Here is a 21,411-nt window from a genome sequence, read left to right on the forward strand (position 1 = left end):
TGGCGACCCGATCAGCCGATCCCCACCGCCCCCAGGTCGAGGGTCACGATGACCGAACGCGCGATGTCGGCGGCGGCGCCGGGACGGGCTCGCTGCAGCGCGGCGGCGTGCATCGCGTTTCGCGCGGCGGGATCGTCGCGTAGCGCGCGCACCGCAGCATCCAGCGTCGACACGGTGAAGTCGCGCTGTGGCACATAACGGGCGGCCCCCGCCGCCTGCGTGGCCTGTGCGTTGTGCGTTTGATGATCCTGCGCGGCGGTTGGGAGCGGGACCAACAGCGAAGGAATGCCCCAAGCGCACAGCTCCGCGATGGTCATGGCGCCGGCCCGAGTAACGGCGAGATCGGCGGCGGCGTAGGCCTCGGCGATCGGCGCTAGATACGGGCGCACGCGCACCATACCCGATTCGCGATCGAGGTACGCGGCCGCTTGTTGCTTGCCGGTGGCCCAGATCACGGCCACGCCGCTGGGAAGTGCCTGCTGGGTCCAGGCGGCGACGACCTCGTTCAACGCACGCGCGCCCTGACTCCCGCCCACCACGAGCACCACGAACGCGTCGTCGGGGAGTCCCCACACGCGCCGCGCCTCGGCCCTCGACAGCGGCGTCGGCGGCGGCGGCTCGATCGGACATCCCAACGGCAGCACCTGCGTGTGTGCGCCCACCGCGAGCCGATTCGCCGCCTCAGGAAATCCGAGAAACAACGACCGCGCGCCTTTGGCAAACGTGCGCGTGGTCAGTCCAGGATGCGAGTCGGGCTCATGCAGCATGGTGAGGACGCCGTGGGCGCGGCCCCACGCCAGCGCGACACCGGCCGCGTAGCCACCGGTGCCGATTACTGCGCGCGGTGTATTCGGCGCCGCCAGCCGCGTGAGCTCGCGCCATGCGCCAACCGCGCCTACCACGGTCCGCCAATTTTTCCAGGGCGCGTGACGATATAGCGGATGCAGATCGAGCAGTGTGAACGGAAACTCGGTCGTGGGAAGCACCTCCCGCTCGATGCCGCGCCACGCGCCGATGAAATGCGGCTGGATGTGAGGAGCCTGGTTTACTAATGCCCGGGCAATCGCCAGCCCGGGATACAAATGGCCACCGGTGCCACCGCCGGCGAAGAACACCCGTGTCGTGGCCGGTCGTGTCATGCCATCGACACCAGCGGATCGGTGGCGGTCGTACCGTACACGCGCTCACGATCACTCCCGATGTTCACGAGGATACCTGTCATTGCCAGCGTCAGGACGAGATTGGAGCGTCCGTACGACACAAAGGGCAACGTCAGTCCGGTATTGGGCAGCAACCCGATCACCACGCCCAGGTGAATAAACGCGGTGAACACCGTGACAAAGGTGATCCCGATCGCGACCAGCGCCGTGAACGGACTTCGGGCTCGCCTGGCAATCCGGAAGCCAAGCCAGCCGTACAGCGCGAAGGCCAAGGTAAGGCCGCCGAGTCCGAGGAAGCCCCACTCTTCACCAACAATCGAGCCGATGAAATCGTTGTATGCGAGCGGGAGCCATCCACGCTGCTGACTGCCTTGGCTGAACCCGACACCCACGATGCCACCCGACCCAACCGCGACGAGCGACTGATATTGTTGATCACCGGTGGCTGAACGCGTGGTCGATTCCTGCTCCTTGGCGAAAAAACTATCCACGCGCCGGCGCACGTACGAACTCTGCGAGGCCTGAAAGCCGATCAACAGCAGACCCACGGCACCGAACAGTAGAAAGTGCGACACGCGCGCGCCGCCCACGAACAGCAACACCGCCATGATGAGGCAGAACATCATGGCCACGGAAATATCGGGTTCGAGCATCGCGAGCAGAGTGAGCGCGCCGATGACGACCGCGAACGGCATGAGCCCCTTGCCCAGCTGCTTCACCGCGGCCCCCTTCTTCACCAGCAACATCGGCGTCCACACCAACACGGCGAACTTGGCCAGCTCGGACGGTTGAATCGAGCCGTTGAAGAGATAGCGACGCGATCCGTACATATTCTTCGAGATCGCTTCCGTACCGGGCAGGATGACGATGAGCATGAGCAGCACGCTGATGCCCATGATATGCCACGCATACCGTCGCCAGATCTCCGCGTCGACTTTCGCACAGATGGCGAACGTGACTACGCCGACGATTACGCCGGTGAACTGACGCAGCACGAAGAAATGCCCCGGACTATTCGCCGAGATCGCCTGCAAGGCGCTGGCGCTGTACAACACGGCCAATCCGAAGGCGACGAGCACGGCAGTGACCAGGAGTAGCGCGCGCGCCTCGAGCGACATACGCCAGCGTTCACGGGTGCCGGACGTCACCGCCCTCGTGGCACCGCTCACGGCGCGGCCTCCATGAGCACGCCCGCCAGTCGCGCAAACTCCACGCCGCGCTCTTCGTAGTTGTTGAACATGTCGTAGCTGGAACAGGCCGGAGACAACAGCACCACATCTCCCGCCACGGCTAAGGCACGCGCCCGCCGCATGACCTGCTCGAAACGGTCCGCACCACAGTGCTCCACCGTGACTCGTCCATGCAGCGGCGCTTCCAGATCGCCGGTGATCAGCGCCCCGGCCTCGCCGTATGCAAGCACGGCCTTGGCCGTACGCCGCAACTCAGGAACAAGCGCGGTATAGGACTCACCCTTGTGACGTCCACCGAGCAACACGATGGTGGGGCGCGACATGCTGGCCAGCGCCACGTTGGTGGAGTCGATGTTCGTGGCCTTCGAATCATTGAGCCACAACACGCCATCACGATCAAGCACCGGCTCGAGCCGATGCGGTAGTGCGCCGAAGGTCGCGATCGCTTTTGCCAGCAGGGTGCGCGCCAAGGGGAGGCGATGCAACGGATCGGCCGCCATCACCGCCAGCACCGCGGCCAACGCGTTGGCGACGTTGTGATCGCCGGCGAGTGCCAGCTGGTCGCGCGCCACGAGTGGGTCGCCGAAGACATGCAGCATACCGGCACCGCGATCGTAGTAGCCATCCACATCGGTGCGATGCACGGAGAAGCGGTACCAATGTCCGGGGACGTCGGCTACCAGCGCCTCGACATCGGGGCTGTCGGCCGTCGTCACCCAGTGCGACGGCAGCGCGGCGTTTGAAAACAGTCGTTTCTTATCGGCATAGTACTCGTCCACACTGGCGTAGCGATCGAGATGATCCGGGCTGAGCGTGGTGAGCACACCGACGTCGGGCATGATCCCTGGGGTGTCATGCAACTGAAACGATGATAGCTCGAGCGCCGCCCACACTGGCGGCGCCTTCCGTAGGGCAAGCTCCGAGACCGGCGTGCCGATATTGCCTACGTCGGCGGCATCATGCCCCAGTGCACGCAGCAAATGGCCGATGAGCGCCGTGGTGGTCGACTTGCCGTTGGTGCCGGTGACCGCGATGTAGCGCAGCGCCGGCAACATGCGCAGTGCGACCTCGACTTCACTGACCACCGGCACGCCGGCACTGAGGGCGGCACGAATCGGCGCCGCCGTGGGCGGAATGCCGGGGCTGACGATCAGCACCGAGCAATGCGCAATGCGCTGCGCGTTGTGCACCCCGACATCAATGCTGGCGCCTTCGCGCTCGAGCAGCGCGGCGGCACTACGCACCGCGGTCGATCTCGACGCATCCGAGGCGTACACCGATAGCCCCGCCGCGCGCAGCAGGCGCACGGCGGCGATACCGCTGCGGCCGAGCCCGATCACGGCGAACTCTCCCCGTTTTTCGGCCAGACGTCGCGCGACGATCGACGCGAGCTCCTGCGGCAGCCGGGCCTCACCCATGGTTGCGCTCCGTCACCGCAGTTTGAGCGTGCTGAGCGCGAGAATCGCGCAGAGAATTCCGATGATCCAGAAGCGGATGACGACCTGCGTCTCCGGCCAGCCGGACAGTTCGAAGTGATGATGCAAGGGCGCTCGTTTGAACACACGATGCAGTTGGGCGTACTCCAATCCGTAGCGCTGCTTCCGGTACTTGAACACCGTGCGCTGCAGGATCACCGATACGGTCTCCGCCACGAACACCGCTCCGACGATCAGCAACAGGAACTCGCTCTTGAGCAAAATGGCGATCGCTCCGAGCGCCCCGCCGAGCGCGAGCGAGCCGGTGTCACCCATGAAGACCTGCGCCGGATGCGCATTGTACCACAGGAAACCGATACACGCGCCGACCACCGCCGCGCAGAATACCGTGAGTTCACCGGCGCCGCGCATATAGAAGATTTGCAGATATGCGCTCGTGTCGACACGGCCCGCCACATAGGCGAACAAGCCAAGTGCGAGGACGGCGATCGCCATCAACCCGGCAGCCAGTCCGTCAAGACCGTCGGTGAGATTCACCGCGTTGCTGAAGCCGGTCAAAATGAAGGTGACCCACGGGATGTACATCCACGCCGCCCACGCGACCGCCGGCACCACCAGGATGTACTTGAAAAACGGCAGCGTCGTGCTGGCTCCGGGAAGCGTGGAAATGGGGAACACCAGCAGGATGAGCCCGAGCCCAAGTCCACAGGTGATTTGGCCGGCGAGTTTATACCGCTCCACGAGCCCTTCGTTCTTCTTTCCTTCCCGCTTCTGCCGCAGCTTGAGGTAGTCGTCGAGAAATCCGATCATGCCCATCCACGCTGTAACGGCCATGGCGAGTAACACGTAGCGATTGCTCAGTCGCGCCCACAACAGCACTGGCACGAACGTGGCCGCCAAGATGATAAGGCCACCCATCGTCGGCGTGGTCCCCTTCCCGGCGTGCGAGTCGGGTGTGCCCTCACGCACGACCTGATGCACCGCCATGGAGCGGAGGCGGCGAATAATGACGGGCCCGAACACAAACGTCAGCAGCAGTGCCGAAACGAACGCGGCGGCCGACCGGAACGTGATGTAGTTGAGCAGATTGAGCACGCGGACGTCGCGCGCAAAGGGTTGGAGCAGATAGTAGAGCACTAAGCCGTCGCCCAGGTCGTAAGCGTGGGAACGAGCCGCTCGAGACGCATCCCGCGGGAGCCCTTGAGCAGCACAATGGCATTTCGTTCGAGTCGCGATTCAATGAGCGGCCACAGCGCGTCGAAGTCCGGCGTCGCGAGAACGCGCGCATTGAGCGGCGCCACCTCCTGAAAGGCCAATGCGAAGTCACCGACGCCGACGATGAGATCGGCCTCGGACGCCAGCGCCACCGCGGCCACCGCGCGATGCTGCTGCGCTGCCTGCGCGCCGAGTTCACGCATGCTACCGAGAATCGCGACCCGCTGCCGTCCCGACCCGACCCGACTAAGCAGGTCGAGCGCGGCGCGCATGGACGCCGGATTCGCGTTGTAGGCATCGTTAATCAGGATCAGCTCCCCAATCTGCTCCCACGCCCCGCGCATGCGTGGCACCGGCATCTCGGCCATACCCGCTGCCGCGTCGGCCAACGGTACCCCGCAGGCCCCGGCGGCGGCGATGGCCAACATGGCGTTCGCGGCTTGATGCGCACCGCGCAGCGGCAGCGTGAAATGGACGCCGTCGACGTCGAGCCACGGGCGCCCCTCGGGGTCGAGCCCCCACGCGGTGGGCATTACCGTTGCCTGCTCGAGACCCGCCGACAGCACCGTCGTCGCGCGCGCCTTCGCGACGTCCATGACTTCGGGATGGGCGGATGGCACGATCGCCAGCGCCACGCGATGAAAGATCTCGCTCTCCTCGCGCATCACGCCGGCCAGATCACCGAGTCCTTCCAGATGTTCTTCACCGATCGAGGTGAGCACCGCGATGTCGGGTGCTGTGATGTCCCGCAAGGTCGCGACTTCGCCGGGCGTGTTGGTGCCCACCTCGACGATCGCCACCTCGGCATCAGACGGTATGGCCAACAGCGTGAGCGGTACGCCGATACGGTTGTTCAAATTGCCCGTGGTGGCGTGCACCACCATCGTGCGCGCGAACGCGGCCTTGAGCAGTTCCTTCGTGCTGGTCTTACCGTTGGAACCGGCCACCGCGATAACGCTGCGTCCCCAGGCGCGGCGCCAGGCGGTGGCGAGCTGTCCAAGCGCGACCAGCGTATCGGGCACGACGTAGGTGGGCACGCCGAGCCCGGCAGCCTTGGTGGCGTCGCTCACGACGAACGCGGCGGCCCCGGCGTCGCGGGCGGTAGCCAGAAAATCGTGCGCGTCAAAGCGTTCGCCTTTCAGCGCCACGAACACGTCGCCCCGCGCGATCGCCCGCGTGTCCGTGCACACACCGGCCAGGGGACGTGGGATCTGCGGCCCGGTCCCAAGCGCCGCCGCCACGCGCTCGAAGGTCCAGTACGGATGCGCGTGGTCGGGTGCGACGGCGGGAATCGCGCTGAACGCGGTGCCGGCAGTGGAATAAGCGGTCACGCAGAAGGGGGCGGACTGTTGGGAAGGACAGGCGGCATCGCGGCCATAAGTTCGCGCACGATTTCACGTTCATCAAACGGATACGACGTCGTGCCGCGAATCTGATAGGTCTCGTGTCCTTTGCCGGCGAGCACCACCACATCGTGCGGTGTGGCCATACGCAGGGCATGGGCGATCGCGTCGTGACGATCGACGATCCGGACATGGTCCCGGCGCGTCATGCCCGCCTCGATGTCGTCGAGAATGCGATCGGGATCTTCCGTGCGCGGATTGTCGCTGGTCACGATCGCGACGTCGGCCAACGCCTCGGCAATGCCTCCCATCTCGGGACGCTTGCCACGATCACGGTCGCCCCCACAGCCGAACAGCACGATCAGGCGGCTGGACGAGCCATCCGCCTGTCGGGTGAACGGACGCACGGCACGGAGCGCACGATCGAGCGCATCCGGCGTATGCGCATAGTCACGCAGCACCGTGGGCGCGGCGTGCAATCGTTCCAGACGACCCGGCACCTGCGGCGCGACCGACAGTCGCTGTGCCACGTCGGCGATCGGCATGCCTAACGCCAGCGCGACGGCGGCCGCGCCGAGGGCGTTGGCAATGTTGAAGTCGCCGATGAGCGGCAGCGACACTGCCTGCGCGCCGTGCGGCGACACGAGCAGGAAACGGCTGCCTTCACTGGTAAACGTGACATCGCGGGCCGAGATGTCGGCACCCGACTCGCTGCCGAAGGTGTACGACGTGGGCGCGTTGGTCACCCCGCGCCACGACGGATCGTCGGCATTGAAGAGAGCCACGCCATCGCGCGCGAGTAGGCCCACCAACCGCAACTTGGCGGCACGATAGGCGTCCATTGTGCCGTGATAATCGAGATGGTCGCGCGTGAGATTCGTAAACACCGCCGCCGCGAACGAGAGGCCATCCACCCGTCGCTGATCGAGCGAGTGGGATGACACTTCCATCGTGACCGTGCGCACGCCACGATCGAGCAGTTCACGCAACAGTCGCTGCAACTCGACGGGGCCCGGCGTGGTGAGGCCGCTGCCACCCGGCATCGCGACGCCTTCACTGCCAACCAGCACACCTAACGTGCCGATCGATGCGGCGGGTCGCTCCGGGGAATCGAGCAGATGACGCAGCAGGCCAACGGTGGTCGTTTTACCGTTGGTGCCGGTCACACCCACCAGCGTGAGCTCGCGCGTGGGCCAGCCATGGAACGCAGCCGCCGCCACGGCCGCCGCCCGTCGGCCATCGCGCACCACGATCGCCGGGAGTCCGGCCGCCGCCGCCGCGACGGCGCCCGCGGCCGCGTATTCCACCAGTGCGAGCGCGGCGCCACGGGCCTTGGCCTGCGGCAGCCAGGCATGACCGTCCTGCGCGGCCCCCTTCACGGCGATGAACGCCGATCCCGCGGTGACACGCCGACTGTCGTCGGTCACGTCGGTCACGGTGGCCGGCAGCTCGGTGCCCGCCGACACCAGCAAGCCGGCATCGCGCAGCGCATCGAGCACGACCGACATGTTGACCGGTCGCGCGGTCGCACTCACTTGGCCGACTCCATGCGCGGCATTTCCAGTTGCACCGTGCTGCCGACGCGCAGCATGGTGCCGGCAACGGGACGCGTACGCACGTCGGCGCCACGCGCGATGCTCACCTGAAAACCGGCCGCGTACAACGTGCGCGTGGCCTGCCTCACGTCGAGCCCGAACACCGAGGGCACCGGCCGGACGTTGCGTTCGACACGTACGACCGGCCTTTGGGCGGTGAACGGGAGGGCGACGACCACGCGCGCCGCAGCGGGCGCCGGCTCGGCGTTGGGCGGCAGTGGTGCCAGCAGCGAGTCACGGCGCAACGAGTCACGCGTCGCGAGCGCCAGCGCTTTTACCGATTTCGGCTTCACGATGGGCACCGGCATCGCCTTCGCGACCTCGGCTAGCGCGTTGCGATCGAGCGCCGAATTACGGGTCGCGAGCGCGGCCTGCAGAATTCCGTTCACGAGACTGCCCGAGACGATACCGCCATAGTACGTCCCCTTGGGATCGATGATACGCGCCACCAACACGTACTGCGGCGCCTGCGCCGGGAACATGCCGGCGAAAGTCGCATTGTACTTTCCCTCTAGATACCGTCCGTTCTCGCTGCGTCGCGCGGTGCCCGACTTGCCGGCCACATCGAAGGTGGCCAGTTCGGCGGCGGTACCCGTGCCGCTGTCGACCACCGACGCGAGCAGTCCCCGCATCTCCTTCGCGGTCTTGGCCGTGAGCACGCGCCGCACCACGCGTCGCTCGTGTCGATAAATCGTCGTCCCCTGCGCGTCGCGCACTTCCTTCACCAGGGCCGGCTGCAACAGTTCGCCATCGTTCGCGATAGCAGCGTAAGCGAGGGCAATCTGCAGCGGGGTAGCCAGCACTTCGTAACCGATCGAGACGGATGTCGGCGTACTGCCGCTCCAGCGTGCGGGCAGCGGCAACGACCCCTTCGATTCAGCCGGATAGGGAACGCCGGTGAGCGAGCCGAAGCCAAAATCGCGCAGGGCCTCGAACTCTTCGCGCGGGGTCATGCGCAACGCGAGCTTTGCAGTGCCGATGTTGCTCGAAAAACGTATCACGTCGCGTACCGGCATCTGCGCGGCCTTGTGTTCGTCGGTCAGCGCCCGCTTGCGACCGGGCAGCATGGCGCTGCCGTTCTCGGTGTCGATGATCTCGTTCGGCGTGGCCTTCCCCATGTCGAACAGACGCGACACCAGGAATGGCTTCATCACGGAGCCGGGCTCGTACGCCAGCGCCATCGGTGTGCTGGTGCTCGACGGCTTGCCGTCGCGCACGCCCGCCAGCGCGAGTAGCGAGCCGTCACGCGGATCGAGAATCACGACATCGCCGCCGGTGCCGCCCGTGCGGACGAGGGCTCGCTTGAGTTCACTCTCGGCGATCTCCTGCAGCGCTTGATTCACCGTGAGCGTGACCGTATGTCCCGGCAGCGCGTCGACGCTGGCCAGCTCCGGCGACTCCACATTGCCCGCCTTCGGATCCTTCACGACGGCCCGACTGCCGTCCTGTCCACGCAGGAACGAATCGAGTTCCAGTTCGATGCCGCCGACCGGTGCATCGTCCGCATCGACCGCACCGAGCACGCCGCGCAGATTGTCGCTGGCCGAGGTGATACGACGGCGAACCCGCTCCACGTGCACGCCGGGCAAGCCGGCGAAGCGCTCCATGTCGGACGGTGAATACAGCTTGGGCAGCGAGACCCACTTCTGAGTCGTGTCCAGCGCCTTACGGATCTGCGACTCGGGCACCGACAGCGCACGCAGCCCACGGCGCAGCACGGCACGTGTCTTCACGAGCGGGTCGCCACGCTTCGCGTTCTTGCGGCGCACATCGCGAATCTCGCGAGGCGCGATGCTCAGCTTCATCTGTTCGCGCGATTCCACCAACACCATGCCGGTGGCATCGGTGATGGCCCCTCGTAGCGGCTTCACCGTCTGCTGATCCACGTGCTGTCGGTCAGCGACGCGCAGCCACGTGTCGTGCTCAACGATCTGCAGCTGCACGGCACGGGCCAGAATCGCGACGGCGAACACGACCAGTCCGCCGTGCACGATCATGGAACGTGCGCGGCTGATCGTGACCGGCGTGTTCGCGTCATGGATCACCGGTCGTGACTCGTGAGCGGCCGTCTCTCGAATCGGTCCGAACATCATGCGCGTATCACGAGCGAGACGCCGAGTCGGGAGCAGCGGTATCCGACGGTACCGGATCGGTGAACATCGAATCCGAGAGCATGCGGGTTTGCGCGTCGGTAGCCACGTGCAGTCCCAGCCGGCGTTCGGCCTCACCGATGACACGACTGCGGGCCATGGCGCTCCGGATATCGCGATCGAGGGTTGTCTTCTCGGACATCAGCGCCCGCTGGCGATCGGACAGCCGCGAAATATCGCGCGCCGTGGCCACCCCAACACTGCGTCGCCATACCGCGAGTGATGCGACCACGACGAACACCCCCAACCCGATCGCGACCCACGCACGACCCTTGAGGCGACCGCGCGGGGCCCGACGGGCGGTGCGCTTCATAGCGGTGGCGGCCATCAGTTGGCGAGCTTCCAGGCGCGCAGGCGCGCGCTGCGGGCGCGCGGATTTCCGTCCACCTCTTCCTCAGTGGCGTTGATCGGACGACGCGTGAGCGTTTCGCCGAGGGGCACGCCGCGGCAGGTGCACAGCATCTGACGCGGCGGGCAAATACAGGCCGTGCTCCAGTCGCGGAACGCATGCTTGACGAGGCGATCTTCTCCAGAGTGATAGCTGATGATCGCCAGCACGCCGCCGGGAGTGAGTCGTTCGCGCAGCAACGGCAGTGCCTGTTCAAGCCCGGAGAGTTCGTCGTTCACGGCAATGCGGATGGCTTGAAAGATGCGAGCGAAGTCGGGCGCGCCACTGCGTGGCCCAAGCACGGCGCGGATCGCGTCGACCAGATCATCGGCCGTGGCGAAGGGCCGGCGCTCGCGGCGGCGCACGATCTCGCGCGCCATGCGGGCCGCCCTCGGCTCGTCGGCATAGGCCCGCAGGAGAGCCGACAGATCGACCTCGTCGATGGTGTTCAGCAGTTCACCGGCGTCGGTTTCGGCGTCGGTTCCCATGCGCATATCGAGCGGCGCCCCCTCGCGGAAGGTGAAGCCACGCGTGAGATCGTCGAACTGATGCGAGGACACGCCGAGATCGAGGAGAATGCCGTCGAAGCATTCAACAGGGGCGAGCCCGGCGGCGTCGAGAGCAGCATAATTTCCGAGTAGCGCACGGAACTGTCCGGCCCGCTCGAAATCGGCCAATCGTTCGCGCGCAGAAGCGAGCGCCCGCGGATCGCGATCGACGCCGGTGACACGCATACCACGTTCGAGTAGGGCAGCGGTGTGCCCACCACCGCCCAGGGTGCAGTCGAGAATGGTCGACGCGCCAGCGAGCAGCGTTTCGATCTCGGCCAGCAGCACTGGGACGTGGTAGGCGCCAACGCGCCCGGATGGGAGAGTACGGACCGGGCTCACGCGCGTATTAGGGGCTCGCTAGGGCGCGTCATGTTAGCGCGGTGCTGAGTGCACCGTCAAGCGATGGTGACGCGTTCAAGAATGTGCATTACCCGTATTTGCGCACGGATGTGATGACGCGTGTTTGGTGCCGGGCACGGACGGGGAGAAAACGAACGGGCCCACCGTCGGAGCGACGGCGGGCCCGGGGTCCTGCAACTGTGGTGTTACTTACAGAATGCCTTGATCATCTGGTCGGCCGCTGGATCGAGCTGCATCACGGCACCCATGAGCTGACGCATGGCGTCGACGTTCGTAGCACCGCCCTTCGGCAGCATGATCTGGGCATCGGCGAACATGTTCTTCGCTTCCTTGGCTAACCCGCACTGCTTCTGAGCTTGCGACTGGGTGAGCTTCAACTGTCCGAAGGCCACGTAGGTCGCGCCGAGTAGGAACTGCGCCTGCGCCTTCGCGGCACCGGTCGTGACCGAGTCGGCGAACATGAGCGTGCTGACCGCGAGCGCAAAGTCATCCGGGCTGTTCGACTTCGAGGCGGCGACACGCTGATCGTTGGCGATACCAACCACCATCTGACGCAGCGCCGTCGAGGTGTCACCAGCCGCAATCATCACCCGCGCCGCGGGCAGGATCTCCGCCGAACGATTCAGATCCTTGAGCAGCGAAACGCGCAGGTAGCTGCCGTTCTCAACCGGGATCTTGGCTGCGATCGCCTTATCCAGCGCTTCGAGCGCTTGCTGGTTCTGACCGGCCTTCTGGAGCGCCACGATCTGGGTAAACGTGAGGTCGGGGCTGCCGGGGAACTTGGCGAGACCCTTCGCCGCCATTTCGGCCGCCTTCTGGAACTGGCTATCAGCCGCCATGGCCGCGGCGGAGAGCGCGAAGTAGGCGGTATCGGCAAACGACGTATCGAGCTTCACCAGTTCGTCGCCCTGCGCGAAGGCTTCTTTGTAGTCGCGCGTGGCGAGCAGGATGCGCCAGCGGAGACGGAGCAGGTCGGGATCGCCCGGGTTGAGCATCACGGCCGTGTCGATGACCGGCTTCGCAAGGCGAGGATTGGCGACGCTGGCCAGTTCCTCGACAACGTCCTTCTGCAGGCGAGGGTTCTTGGGATCAGTGGCGAGGAGACGCGTGAGCGACACCACGGCCGAGTCCTGCTGACCAAGCGCACGGTACGACGAGGCGAGAATCGCCAGGCCTGGACGGCTCTTGGGATCGATGGCGACGATCTCCTTGGCAATCGCGAGCTGCTCGGCGGCCGGCGCCTTTTGCGTAATCATCACGTTCGCCATGCAGATCCGGGCGAGCGTGGCGCGCGGGTACAGGACGATGCCTTCCTTCGCGGCGGCGATCGCGGCGTCATACTTTTGTTCGCGGGCCGAGTTGATGCACTTCCGTTCGCCGTCGAGCTGCTTGCGGGCTTCCTTGAGCTCTTTCGAGATCGCGCCGGCGGCATCGCCAACCGACTTTACGTCGTACGAGCCGATGGGCTGGACGAGCGCGTTGTCGCGAGCGAGCACCAAGTTGGCGTCCACCTTTACACCGGTGGCGGTCTTGGTGACCGTGCCCGTGATGTACTCATCGGCGCGGAGCAGCGTCGCGAGCGCGCGCTGGTCATGCGCCTCGAGCGCGTCGGTGATCGGAAAGCCGGACGCTTCGAGGGTGGCGTTGATGTCCGTCTTGGGAAGGACATAGACCTGCTTGAACGGGAACTCGCTGGTCATGCGTGAGCGCAGCGCGTCGGCGGCCTGCACTCCCAATCCCTTCTCACCAGCTTTGAATACCGCCACGAGTACACGCGTGGCGTTCGGATCGGGAACCCGATTGTACTGAGCGGACGCAATCGACGGCACCGCGAGGGTACCACCGAGGGCGAGACCGATTCCGGCGAACGCCTGGAAATGCCGTGACATCAATGTCGTAACCTCCGCACCGTGAGCCGTGAGTCCGGCTTAACGCCGGCATACTGGTGACCCGAGTGGCCGTGCGCGAGCCAGGCGGGTCTGGGGGGAACTGCAGAACTTGAAGTGCCGCTACATACCGTGCAAGCATGCGGCCGAAGCCTCTGCCAGATGGGTACGTACATCACGTTCAGGACGGATCTCGTCAGCATGACGCCGAGCTGAACGGTCGAGACGAGTGGGCGAAGAGGGACTCGAACCCCCGACATCCTGCGTGTAAGGCAGGCGCTCTAACCAACTGAGCTATTCGCCCGAGAAACGTCACGCCCGCATCGTCTGTTGAAAAACTACCACGGACGAAGGGCGTCGTTCCCACTTGAGGCACAACTTAACCGGATTGTCACGTTCAACCGAGACGCGGTCCCGCTCCTGCTCGTCCGGTCCTCAGCTCACCCCTTCAGGATCGCGAGCGGTACCAAGACCACGTATCCGAGCACGAGCAGCAGCGGCGCAATGGTCTCGCCGCCACGGGCAAGGTCCACGTAGCCAACCACCAACGAAAGTGCAGCGGCGCCCCAGTACATCAGGGCGCGAGAGCGGGGCTTGTCGATCGAAGTCATGGCGCAGGATACTGACAGACCAAGCAGCACGGCAAGGGTGAGTTCGGACCGACCTTATTTCAGGATACCCCGGCGGGCCCGGATGGTCCCATTGTCTGTCCCACTTCTTGGCCAGCGTCCTGTCCCGCATCCAACAGCGCCTGCAACGCCGACGTCCGAGCGGCGGCCTCCTGCGCCAGATCGGCCGCCCGCATCGCTTCCAATTTCCGGCGGTCGCGGCGGCGCTTGCTGACGTACAATGGCAGCAGCAGCACGCCGAATAGGCCGAACACGGCGGAAATGTTCGTGACCAGCGACAGGGCCCCGTAACGGCTGCGCGTGCGCGCTTGCCAATGCTTCTCGAACTGGCCACTCGTGATCCCGTACGCCTGCCGAACCGCCTTCTCCATGGAACCGGTGTCCTTCCAGTATCTGAAAAAATTGGCGAGCCCGTTCACGGGGTCGAGCGCCTGCAGTTCGCTCACCACGCGATAGGCCATCGCGTAGCTCCAGGTCGCCTCCGAGGCGCCGGCGAAAAAGCCGTCCTCCAGCCGTTCAAGCGAAGGCAAGGTGCGCCACACCATCGTCAGCGACGTTTCGAACGCTTCGTCACGGCTCCACTCGCCGGCGGCGACACTGGCATACCCTTCATCGAACCAGCGCGGCGGCAAGCGCCCCAGGCGCTCGTGCAGCGCGAGGTGGGCCAGTTCATGCCGCAGCACGACCACCGGATCGCCCGCATCGCTGCCCGCCCGACTGCCCTGCAAGACCAGCCGCTGCTCGTCGGGGATCGCCACGGCGGCGCCCCATTCCGGCGCATGGGGCCCCACCCACTGCCGGAACCGCTCGGCGTTCGGGGCCACTGCAATGAGCACGTGCGCCTTGGGACGAGGCAGTCCCGGAAAGCTGTCGCTCGCCTGCGCCGCCGTGAGCAGCGTGCGGGCCAGTCGGGCATCACGCGCCTCCGCGACAACCGTAAAGCGGCCCGCATCGAGCCGGAACCCGGCGGTTGGCGGCGTCTGCGGCGAGAGCGTGCGCGCTCCGGCGGTTGCGACGACAAACGACGTCACCACGAACGTCACGAGCATCGACAAACCGGCCCGAATCCGGGCCACCCGTACACGCACTGCGCCACTCAGTCGGTGCGCGGTGGCGCTCCACCCTGCTCTACCTGCCCCAGCAGCTCCGCGCAGCGTTTCCCCCATGGACTGAACTTGTTGGCCTCGGCACCTGAACGCCACGCTGCGATGGCGTCATCGCGGCGCCCGGCGAACCAATGCACCCGTCCAAGTTCATACCAGCTCTGCAGCAGGTTTGGTCCGCATTCGAGGGCTTTGCGGAAGAAGGTCTCGGCGTCGTCGTACATCTCGCGCTCGCGATAGACCATGCCGAGATACAGGTGCGCATAGAGGGTGGCCTTGCGGTCGAGGTCGAGCCGGATCACGCGCGCGAGATGTTCGATCGCCTCTCCGTACAGTCCCTGACGGAGACAGATGTAGCCCACGTTGGTGTGCGCCAACGCGTGCTCGGGATCGCGCGCCAGCACGCGCTGAAACGTGGCAAGGGCGGCCGCATACTGCGGCTGCATCATCTGCGCCCATCCCAGCAACGTCTCCGCTTCGTTGCTCCCTGGTGCCAGTTCCAACGCCCGTCGGAGCGCAACTTCGGCACCGGTTGGATCGCCCAATGACAGCTTCGACCAGCCTTTCTCGATGAACGTGGACGCGCCCAGATGATCGACGCGTCCCGATCCGGAGAACCCCGCCGGCGCGGCGGCAAGCGTGGCCGGCGCGCCATCGAGCGTCTTCCAGCGTTCGACCAGCTCCTTCACCCTGGTCTTGAAGGCGAGGGCAGCCGTGGCCGCGGCATCCGCGTCGCGAAAGAGGGCGATGATCTGCTGCTTGAGCCGCTCGCGGTCGTCCGGCGCCGACTGCGACGCCAAGGCGTCGCGGATGGCGTCAAAGCGCGTCTGCAAGTCGGAACCGGTGAGCGACATGGCGCGGTCGGATGACAGAGTCAACGGAGCAGGCGAACGAGGTCGAGCACCAGTACAGTACTTCCCCCCCGCGCAAACGTGGCGATGGCACCGGTGCGATAGGCATCCGGATGGTCAGCCGACAGCGGCAACAGCTCACTCGCATCGACAGTGACCACGTCATGTACGGCATCCACCGGCAGCGCACACCACCGGTCATTCACGTGGGTCACGAGCACGCGTCGCAGCGCCACGGGCCCAGTACCGAGTACGAGTCCAAGCGGCGAGGCCAGATCGGCGTAGGGGAGCACGCGACCCTCGAACGACAGGCTCGGGTTGTCGGTGGACGGGCGCAGCACGCGATCGATGAGTTCCACCGGGCCCGCGAGCCGATGTTCGCCGATCGAGAAGCAGACGAACGTCGCCCGCTCCACCGTGTGCACCGCGCGACGGCGGACGGCGAACATCGCGGTCGACTTGAACCTGCTCACGGGTTCCTCACCAGTGGATTCACGCGATCCGCGCCACGTTCTCGTCGGTGGCGATGCCCTGCCCGACCACGAGTCGTTCGATGGCTCGGGGCATGTCGCTCAATGCAATGACCTCATCGGCTCCGGCCACGCGGAGCGCGGAGTCGGGCATGCCGGGGATGACGCACGACGTACGCTCTTGCACGACCGCCAGCCCGCCCGCCTGTCGGATGGCCAGCAATCCATCGGAGCCGTCGCGCCCCATGCCGGTTAGGACCACTCCGAGACACGCGGCGCCGTAACACTGCGCCGCCGACTTGAAGAGGCGGTCGGCCGCCGGCCGCACGCCCCACTCCGTCGGGTCCTGATCCAGCAGCGCCACGGGCGCTTCTCGCGTGCCACCGACGCGCAGATGGAATCCGCCGGGTGCCACAAACGCATGACCGGCCTGCAGCGGTTCGCCGTGCATCGCCTCGTGCACCGCCAGCCGCGAAATGCCGTGGAGCCGCCCGGCGAAGCTCGCCGTGAACCCCGGGGGCATATGCTGCACGATCAACACCGCGGCTCGCTCGAAGCGCGGCAGCTGCGGAATGAGCTGACTCAACGCCGCCGGACCGCCGGTGGAGGCGGCAATGCACACCACGAATGACGGGGCCTGTCCGTGCGCCTGCACGAAGGCACGCGCTGGTGAACGCACACCGCGATCGTGGGCCGAACCGCAAATCGTCAACGACGCGCCCACCGAGCCGAGCCCGAACGACGGCAACGGCGACGGCCGCTGCTCGGGCACCCGCAGCTGCGTCACACAGGCGGCAGCACGCAACGCATCCAGCAGCTGCTCGCTCACGAGGTCGAGATCGAGACTGATGGCTCCCGAGGGTTTTCGCACGAACTCGACGGCGCCACGCTCGAGCGCGCACAGCGTCGCATCGGCGCCACCATCGCTTCCCCCCGCACTCAGCATCACGACCGGCCGCGGCCACTCCCGCATGATCCGATCGAGACAGGCGAGGCCGTCGAGGTGGGGCATGTCCACATCGAGCGTCACCAGATCCGGATCAAGCAGTGGCATCTGCCGCAAGGCGTCCAACCCGTCGCGCGCCGTGCCGACCACGTCGAACTCGCCGCTGGACGCCACGATGTCGCTGACCAACCGCCGCATAAACGCACTGTCGTCCACCACCAGCACGCGACGGCGCCCAGTCACGGAGGCGCTAGAGGAGGACATCGCCGCCTCGCACGGTACGCACGTGTACCCGTCCGGTGGCGACGTCGAAATAGACCGAACGTCCGAAATCGCCACCGACGGCTTCGCCCACAATGGGAATGTCGTGCGCCGCACAGGCCGCCCGTGCCGCCTGCACGTTGCGCGCGCCAAGACTGATCGCGCCGGGCGCCAACAGCGTCGCGAACATGCTTGCGCCGCCCACCAGTCGCGCTTCGATGTCGTAGGTGGCTCCCAGCGACTGCATCCGCGTGAGCATCGCCGGAACCGCCGTCGAGGCGGCCTTGCCGGCGCTCGGCGTGTCGGCCGTGAGCGCGTGATGCGGCAGCAGCACATGGGCCAAGGCGCCGATGCGATGCCTGCGATCGTGCAACGCGATCGCGACGCACGACCCGAGTCCGATGGTCACCAGCGTGACATCTCCGGCACCGGCCGTGAGATCGGCGATGCCAACGGTGTGTTGTCTCACGCGGCGCCGCCGACCAACGCGCTATCATTGAGGGTGACTGGCACGGCCTCAGCGGGCGTCGTGGAGCGACCTAACGCGTCGAGATTGGCACGCACGATCCGATTGCCTGGATCGAGTGCGAGCGCTTGCTCCCACGCCGCTTGCGCATCGGCCAGGGCACCGCGGCGATAGTGCACATTGCCGATCTTCAGATATACATCAGGCCCGTGCGACGGCATCAGCCGCACGACGCGCACGAACGATTCGAACGCTTCGTCGTAGCGCTGCGCGCGATACAGGTAGTCACCGAGGTTCTTGTGGAGATGCGCACAGTTGGCGTCTTCAAGCAGCGCATGCTCGATGGTGCGGGCGGCGAGCTCGTAGCTCCCGCGCCGCTCAAGCACCACGGCCAGATTGTTGTGCAACGCCACCGCATGCGGATGAAGGGCAATGCCCTCTTCCAGTATGCTGGCGGCTCGCGCAGTGTCGCCGCCGAGTGCGGCGGCCAGTCCAGCGGCGTGAAACCACGCGGCCGAGGGCTGACGCGAGCCCCACGCACTGCGCGCCTCCGCCAACGCCGACTCAGCACCCGCAATCTCACCCGCCCGCAATGCCAGCGTGGCGCGGGAAAGCGCGATGCGGGGGTCGGGCACCACCATGCGCCGCGCGGCGTCATCGAGATACGCGGCCGCGGCCACAATATCGCCACGCTGCTCGCAGACATACGCGAGGTTGTGCAGGACAGCCGACGGGGCATCCGGTTCCTGCGACGCGCGCAGAAACGTCTCGAAGGCGCCGCCCCAATCTCGACGACGCAGTTGCACGAGCCCGAGATGAAAGCGTGCGACGCCGTCGGCGGCCCGCAGTTCGAGCACGCGGCGGAACTCGCGCTGGGCCTCATCGAGCATACCGGTGCGATAGAACGCGATCCCGAGATTCCGATGCTCGGCCACGCGGCTCTCCGGTGACGGCTGACGTCGGGCAGCGCTCCGGCCAACACGCTGCGCGTAACCGGCGGTGAGCAACCCGAACACCGCCTTGCCGACCTCGAACTCACCAAGTCCGGAGCGCTCGATGACGGAGTTGAGATCCTGCGTGCCGTCGAGCAACGGCAGGATGCGCTCCTGCGTCGCGCTCAACGGGACTTCGCGCTGGGCCAGTCGTGGGCCGTCGAGTTCGAAGATCAGATCGAGACTCGGCACCTTCTTCGCGATTTGGGTCCACTCGTCCACCCGACGCGCGCCTTCCAACAGCAGCGAGTCGGCACTCACTGAGACCAGGGCCGCCTCGGGAGAGTCATCGGCTTCGGACTCGAACGTGAATGAGCCCAGCGACCAGCTGAATAGATGGTAAACCGCCTCTTCAAGCTGCGTGCGATACTCGCCGACCAGGACGTCACGTTCGATCAGCCCCTGCGCCAGCAACGCATGCGCGAGATCCCGATCATCCTGTGGCGCACGCGCGGCCGTTACCCGCGCGAGATCGTCGGGCGTGATTGCACCGATGCGCACGAGTCGATCGCCGAGGCGATCGCGACGATTCACCAGCTCGGCGTGCACGATACGACCGCCCGCAAAATGGACCGTGCCGAAGCTGCCTTCGCGCGCGATGCTGAGACAGCCCGTCTTCTGACCAAGCGCCAGCAGCTGCAGCACGTCGGCGAGCGAGGCCTCGCTGAGATTTCCGCGGATGGCCATTACCGGTACTCCTCGATCAGTCGTCCGCCGAGCTCCGGCCAGTGCCACATCGTCTTCTCGCGATCGTCGAAGAATCGATCGAGCTCACCGGGCGCGCGCTCCACGAGCTGCTCAACGCGCGGACGCTCGCGCGACTGCAGCGCCACCACCAGCCCGCCCTCGAATCGCGAGCGGAGTCGATCGGCGAGCTCGGGAAGCTCACGCGGCGCGTACGTGCTGGTGAGCACGATCTGACTGCCGCGCTCGTAGAGATGATTGAACAGGTGGAACAGCTCCTCCTGCGTGCGCTCCTTTCCTGCCAAGAGCTCGACGTCATCGAGGATGAACAGGTCGGCGGCGCGGAAGCGCAAGCGCCAACGTTCCATGCCGCCTTCCTGCATGGCGGCGATCAGTTCATCCACGAACGCATTGGCCGACAGACAGGCCACAGCGGCACGGCTGCGCATCGCATTGCCCAGCGCATGCGCCAGATGCGATTTGCCGCTGCCGGCCGGTCCGGAGATGAACAGCGGATTGTAGCGCGTGCCGGGCTGCTCGATCACCGCGTCGATGGCCTTGACCGCCAGCTGATTCGCGTGGCTCACATCGATCCGTTCGCGCATGAATACTGGTGACGGCGCCGGCAGCGGCAACGTGCTGGCCATGGCGCGCTCGACCAGCTGGGTCGCCAACAGGATCGATTCGACGTCGCGGAATGCCGCATGTCCACGCAGCGCCGGATCGAGGCTGCTGGCCTGCGCCTCGAGGTTGCGCAGGTGTTCGATCGCCGAGGCAAACATGGCCAGCAGACCGTCTACATCAGGCGCCGTGGGCAGATTGAGGGCGCGCTCGAGTACGGTAGTGGCGTACCCGTGGGACTTCCAGCGCGCCATCGCCTCACCGAGTGCCACGCGCCACGGCTCGACACGGGTCTCGACCTCCTGTAGGACGTCGGCGAAAAAGCTCTCGTAGTCGGTGCCATCGGGTATGATCGCTTCGATGCGTGGCGGGTGCGTCGGCGTCGGCGACGCCCGCTCGCCCAGCACGGCGCGCACATCGGGCGGTGCGACTGGCGTTCCCTCGAGCTGCTGAAACGCCGAGAGCTTGTTGAGGGCGCCCTTGAGTTCGCGCACGTTCCCGAACGCGAGCCGTGCGACTTCGTTGAGCACCCCGTCGGCGAACTCCACGTCGCGCACGTTCGCGACATTCCGCAGAATGGCAAGACGCATTTCGTAGTCGGGGGCGCCGACGTCCACCACGAGTCCGCCGATCAGCCGCGACAGCAGGCGCTGATCGACATCGGGAATCTCCGATGGCTGTCGATCGCTGGTGAGCACCAGCTGCCGACCCGTGCCCTGCATAATGTTGAAGAGTCGCAGCAGCTCGGACTGCGTTTCGCGCTGGCCGGTGAGAAACTGCACATCGTCGAGGATGAGCAGCTCGACCGGCTGATAGTGCTCGATGAACCGCTGCGCCTGACCGCTTGCGATGACGCGATGCAGATGCTCGGCCACCTCCTCGCCCGACGTGAACTCGACGCGGAGCTCAGGCTTGGCCGCGCGCGCCTGATGGGCGATGGCCGCCACCAAGTGCGTTTTGCCAAGCCCGGAGCCGCCGTACACGAACAGCGGGTTGTAGGCGCTGCCCGGGGCCTCGGCCACGGCACGAGCGGCCGACACCGCGAGACGGTTCGACGAGCCGACGACAAACGTGTCGAAGCGATAGTTGCCATCGAGTGGGCCGCTCATGCGTC

At 66.1% G+C, this 21,411-nt stretch carries 18 protein-coding genes and 1 tRNA gene; all 19 read right to left on the reverse strand.

Annotated features, from left to right (window positions below; translation table 11 throughout):
• Window positions 1-11: 11 nt before the first annotated feature.
• Window positions 12-1,139, reverse strand: a complete 1,128-nt coding sequence (locus ACLL97_RS07965) for a UDP-N-acetylglucosamine--N-acetylmuramyl-(pentapeptide) pyrophosphoryl-undecaprenol N-acetylglucosamine transferase (protein WP_411279939.1) — start codon at window positions 1,137-1,139, stop codon at window positions 12-14.
• The gene (locus ACLL97_RS07970; protein ID WP_411279940.1) at window positions 1,136-2,329 is read right to left on the reverse strand and encodes an FtsW/RodA/SpoVE family cell cycle protein; all 1,194 of its coding nucleotides are present in this window, start codon (window positions 2,327-2,329) and stop codon (window positions 1,136-1,138) included. The genes ACLL97_RS07965 and ACLL97_RS07970 overlap by 4 nt, the downstream gene beginning before the upstream one ends.
• Entirely contained in the window at window positions 2,326-3,768 is a 1,443-nt protein-coding gene (murD, locus tag ACLL97_RS07975; protein WP_411279941.1) for a UDP-N-acetylmuramoyl-L-alanine--D-glutamate ligase, read from the reverse strand. The genes ACLL97_RS07970 and murD overlap by 4 nt, the downstream gene beginning before the upstream one ends.
• 12 nt (window positions 3,769-3,780) lie before the next feature.
• Complete coding sequence (mraY, locus tag ACLL97_RS07980) at window positions 3,781-4,923, reverse strand: phospho-N-acetylmuramoyl-pentapeptide-transferase (protein WP_411279942.1); 1,143 nt, start codon at window positions 4,921-4,923, stop codon at window positions 3,781-3,783.
• A complete protein-coding gene (locus ACLL97_RS07985; protein ID WP_411279943.1) occupies window positions 4,923-6,332 on the reverse strand; it encodes a UDP-N-acetylmuramoyl-tripeptide--D-alanyl-D-alanine ligase in 1,410 nt (469 codons plus the stop codon). Before ACLL97_RS07985 ends, mraY begins: the two co-directional genes overlap by 1 nt.
• Window positions 6,329-7,879, reverse strand: coding sequence for a UDP-N-acetylmuramoyl-L-alanyl-D-glutamate--2,6-diaminopimelate ligase (locus ACLL97_RS07990; protein WP_411279944.1), 1,551 nt, complete (start codon window positions 7,877-7,879; stop codon window positions 6,329-6,331). Before ACLL97_RS07990 ends, ACLL97_RS07985 begins: the two co-directional genes overlap by 4 nt.
• Window positions 7,876-10,032, reverse strand: a complete 2,157-nt coding sequence (locus tag ACLL97_RS07995) for a penicillin-binding transpeptidase domain-containing protein (RefSeq protein ID WP_411279945.1) — start codon at window positions 10,030-10,032, stop codon at window positions 7,876-7,878. Before ACLL97_RS07995 ends, ACLL97_RS07990 begins: the two co-directional genes overlap by 4 nt.
• A 7-nt stretch (window positions 10,033-10,039) precedes the next feature.
• Window positions 10,040-10,417 carry a hypothetical protein gene (locus ACLL97_RS08000; RefSeq protein WP_411279946.1) on the reverse strand — a complete coding sequence of 126 codons (378 nt, stop codon included), beginning with the start codon at window positions 10,415-10,417 and terminating at the stop codon, window positions 10,040-10,042.
• The gene (gene rsmH, locus ACLL97_RS08005; protein WP_411279947.1) at window positions 10,417-11,367 is read right to left on the reverse strand and encodes a 16S rRNA (cytosine(1402)-N(4))-methyltransferase RsmH; all 951 of its coding nucleotides are present in this window, start codon (window positions 11,365-11,367) and stop codon (window positions 10,417-10,419) included. Before rsmH ends, ACLL97_RS08000 begins: the two co-directional genes overlap by 1 nt.
• 206 nt (window positions 11,368-11,573) lie before the next feature.
• Window positions 11,574-13,277: a tetratricopeptide repeat protein gene (locus ACLL97_RS08010; protein WP_411279948.1), complete on the reverse strand. Its 1,704-nt coding sequence runs from the start codon at window positions 13,275-13,277 to the stop codon at window positions 11,574-11,576.
• A 227-nt stretch (window positions 13,278-13,504) separates the two neighbouring features.
• Window positions 13,505-13,578, reverse strand: a tRNA-Val gene (locus tag ACLL97_RS08015).
• A gap of 136 nt (window positions 13,579-13,714) precedes the next feature.
• Window positions 13,715-13,885, reverse strand: coding sequence for a hypothetical protein (locus tag ACLL97_RS08020; protein ID WP_411279949.1), 171 nt, complete (start codon window positions 13,883-13,885; stop codon window positions 13,715-13,717).
• Window positions 13,886-13,944: 59 nt separating this feature from the next.
• On the reverse strand, window positions 13,945-14,952 hold the full coding sequence (locus tag ACLL97_RS08025) for a peptidase MA family metallohydrolase (protein ID WP_411279950.1): 1,008 nt from the start codon (window positions 14,950-14,952) through the stop codon (window positions 13,945-13,947).
• Window positions 14,953-14,999: 47 nt separating this feature from the next.
• On the reverse strand, window positions 15,000-15,884 hold the full coding sequence (locus ACLL97_RS08030) for a tetratricopeptide repeat protein (RefSeq protein ID WP_411279951.1): 885 nt from the start codon (window positions 15,882-15,884) through the stop codon (window positions 15,000-15,002).
• Window positions 15,881-16,330, reverse strand: coding sequence for a chemotaxis protein CheW (locus tag ACLL97_RS08035; protein WP_411279952.1), 450 nt, complete (start codon window positions 16,328-16,330; stop codon window positions 15,881-15,883). The genes ACLL97_RS08030 and ACLL97_RS08035 overlap by 4 nt, the downstream gene beginning before the upstream one ends.
• A gap of 19 nt (window positions 16,331-16,349) precedes the next feature.
• Window positions 16,350-17,537, reverse strand: a complete 1,188-nt coding sequence (locus ACLL97_RS08040; protein ID WP_411279953.1) for a protein-glutamate methylesterase/protein-glutamine glutaminase — start codon at window positions 17,535-17,537, stop codon at window positions 16,350-16,352.
• A complete protein-coding gene (locus ACLL97_RS08045) occupies window positions 17,524-18,003 on the reverse strand; it encodes a chemotaxis protein CheD (RefSeq protein ID WP_411279954.1) in 480 nt (159 codons plus the stop codon). Before ACLL97_RS08045 ends, ACLL97_RS08040 begins: the two co-directional genes overlap by 14 nt.
• A complete protein-coding gene (locus ACLL97_RS08050) occupies window positions 18,000-19,679 on the reverse strand; it encodes a DUF4388 domain-containing protein (RefSeq protein WP_411279955.1) in 1,680 nt (559 codons plus the stop codon). The genes ACLL97_RS08045 and ACLL97_RS08050 overlap by 4 nt, the downstream gene beginning before the upstream one ends.
• Window positions 19,679-21,406 (reverse strand): DnaA ATPase domain-containing protein, encoded by a 1,728-nt coding sequence (locus tag ACLL97_RS08055; RefSeq protein WP_411279956.1) that lies wholly within the window; start codon window positions 21,404-21,406, stop codon window positions 19,679-19,681. Before ACLL97_RS08055 ends, ACLL97_RS08050 begins: the two co-directional genes overlap by 1 nt.
• Window positions 21,407-21,411 lie beyond the last annotated feature (5 nt).

This window comes from Gemmatimonas sp. (assembly GCF_046594945.1).
In the GTDB taxonomy this organism is placed as follows: Bacteria; Gemmatimonadota; Gemmatimonadetes; order Gemmatimonadales; family Gemmatimonadaceae; genus Gemmatimonas.